The sequence below is a fragment of the Variovorax sp. NFACC27 genome, from assembly GCF_048301545.1.
Classification (GTDB): Bacteria; Pseudomonadota; Gammaproteobacteria; order Burkholderiales; family Burkholderiaceae_C; genus Variovorax; species Variovorax gossypii.
The window spans coordinates 5,958,063-5,960,722 of sequence record NZ_CP157613.1; the positions used below are offsets into that span (position 1 = coordinate 5,958,063).

Consider the following 2,660-nt stretch of genomic DNA (forward strand, 5'->3'; position numbering starts at 1 on the left):
AAATACGTCTTACTTTTAATTGAAACCCTGGAGTTCTTGACTTATGCGTCCCTTGCCTCGTCAACATCTACTGAATGCCGCGCTTGCTGCCGCCTTCGGAACTGCCCTCGGCTTGCTGAGCCCCGTTGCCGTGGCTCAGACACCGGGCCAGGCGACCGTGCAGGTGTTCGAGGTCAAGGTGCCGGCGCAGCCGGTGGCAACAGCGCTGAACGAACTCTCGCGGCAGACCGGCGTTCAGGTCTTCGCCGCAGGCGACGTGGTGGCCGGCGTCGGCTCCCAACCGGTGTCGGGCAGGCTCACCGTGGCGCAGGCACTGGAAACCATGCTCGCGGGCACCGCCCTGCGCGCCACCCGGACTGAAAACGGCGGCTACGCCGTCCGTCGCGCCGCGGACTTGCCGGCCTCTTCCTCCTCGACGCTCCCCACCGTCACCGTTCTCGCTGAAGGCGAGGCCGAAACGGCTTCGGGCCCGCTCAAGGGCTATGTCGCCAAGCGCAATGCCGTCGGTACGAAGACCGACACGCCGATCATCGAAACGCCCCAGTCGATCTCGGTCGTCACGTCCGATTTCATCGAGGCGACCGGCGCGCTGCGCCTGAAGGATGCGCTGGCCTACACGCCCGGCATCAACGTGTCGCCGTGGGGCGCGGACTCGCGCTTCGACTGGACCATCATCCGCGGCTTCGACGCGCAGACGCCCGGCTACTACCTGGATGGCCTGCAGCTGCGCAACAACAACGGCTGGGCCGTCTGGCAGACCGAGAACTACGGCACCGAGCGCATCGAGGTCCTGCGCGGCCCGTCGTCGGTGCTGTACGGGCAGACCGGCCCCGGCGGCATGATCAACGTGGTCAGCAAGCGCCCGACCGAGGAGCCGCTGCGCGAACTGCAGGTGCAGCTCGGCGACAACTCCCGCCGCCAGGTCGCGGGCGACTTCTCGGGCCCGCTCGACGAGCAGGGCAAGGTGCTGTACCGCATCACCGGGCTGGTGCGCGACGCCAAGCTGGACGCCAGCGGCCTGCCGAACGACCGCACGTACATCGCGCCGTCGCTCACCTGGAAGCCGTCGAGCGACACCTCGCTCACGCTGCTGTCGCACTACCTGCGCATCCGTGACGGCAGCTCCTACGGCAGCTTCCCCGAAGTCGGCACGCTGCTGCCCAACCCGAACGGCAAGTTCTCGCCGAAGACCTACGTGGGCGAGCCCGGCTTCGACCACTTCAACCAGGACCAGTGGATGGTGGGCTACATGCTCGACCACCGCGTGAACGACACCTGGACGCTGCGCCAGAATGTGCGCTACGGTTCCATCAAGGTCGACTACCGGCAGGTCTACAACGCGAGCAACTTCGTGACCGTCAACCCCGACGTGCCTTCGGATCCGGCCAACTTCCGCACGCTGAGCCGCTTCCCCTTCGGCAGCAAGGAGAGCGCGCGGCTCTTCACCATCGACAACCAGGCGCAGGCCAAGGTCAAGCTCGGCGACTGGCAGCACACCTTCCTGTTCGGCGTCGACTACCAGCGCTCGCGCAACTACCAGCGCACCTACAACGCCGGCACGGTCTCGAACATCGACGGCTACAACCCGGTGTACACGAACGACGTCGTCCCCCTGGACCCGTGGTTCGACGCCAAGACCAGCCTTGAGCAGACCGGCTTCTACCTGCAGGACCAGATCAAGTGGGGCAACTGGGTCGCCACGCTGGGTGGCCGCTATGACACCGCGACCGCCCGCCTGAACAACTACCTCGACGGATCGACGACGCGCATCACGGACCACAAGTTCACGAGCCGCGCGGGCCTGGTCTACCTGCATCCGAGCGGCTGGGCGCCGTACATCAGCTATTCCGAATCGTTCTCGCCGACGGTGACGATCGACCCCGAGACGAGCAAGCCGCTGAAGCCAGAGACCGGACGCCAGTACGAAGCCGGCGTGCGCTACCAGCCCCTGGACGGCAAGAGCAAGTACAGCGCCGCGATCTTCGACCTGCGCCGCCAGAACTACATCACCTACAACTCGACCTACCAGCCGAAGCAGACCGGCGAGATCCTGGTGCGCGGCCTCGAGCTGGAAGCAGCCTTCCAGCCGGTCAAGAACATGAACGTGATCGCGGCCTACACCTACACGCCGAAGGCGGTGGTCACGGCCAGCAGCACGGCGAGCGAAATCGGCAAGCAGATGCAGGCCGTGTCGCGCAACCAGCTGTCGGTGTGGACGGACTACCGTTTCGATTCCGGCATCAAGGTGGGCCTTGGCGCGCGCTTCATGGGCTCCAACCACGGCTACCAGGAGTCCGCGGCAGCCAAGGTGCCGTCGTACACGCTGATCGACGCACTCGTCGGCTACGACTTCCAGCGCTGGAGCCTTGCGCTGAACGTGCGCAACCTGACCAACAAGACCTACATCAGCAACTGCAGCTCGGGCAGCTGCCGCTACGGCGAGCTGCGCAAGGTCGTCGCGACGGCAACATACCGCTTCTGACGACGACACGCCGGCCGGGAGGGCGTCAGCTCCCGGCGATCCCTTCTCCTCCTGTCTTCTCGAGACAAGAAAACGGCCTTCATTTCTGAAGGCCGTTTTTCTTTTCACTTTCCTCTTTTCACTTCCCGTTTGTTTGTTTGCTTGCGTGCGTGCGGGCCGTGACCCGCACGCCATCGCG

At 65.2% G+C, this 2,660-nt stretch carries 1 protein-coding gene; it reads left to right on the forward strand.

Going from position 1 to position 2,660, the window contains the following annotated elements; all coding sequences use genetic code 11:
- Positions 1–130 precede the first annotated feature (130 nt).
- Positions 131–2,482 (forward strand): TonB-dependent siderophore receptor, encoded by a 2,352-nt coding sequence (locus tag ABL840_RS28050; RefSeq protein ID WP_093304124.1) that lies wholly within the window; start codon positions 131–133, stop codon positions 2,480–2,482.
- The last annotated feature ends 178 nt before the right edge of the window (positions 2,483–2,660 follow it).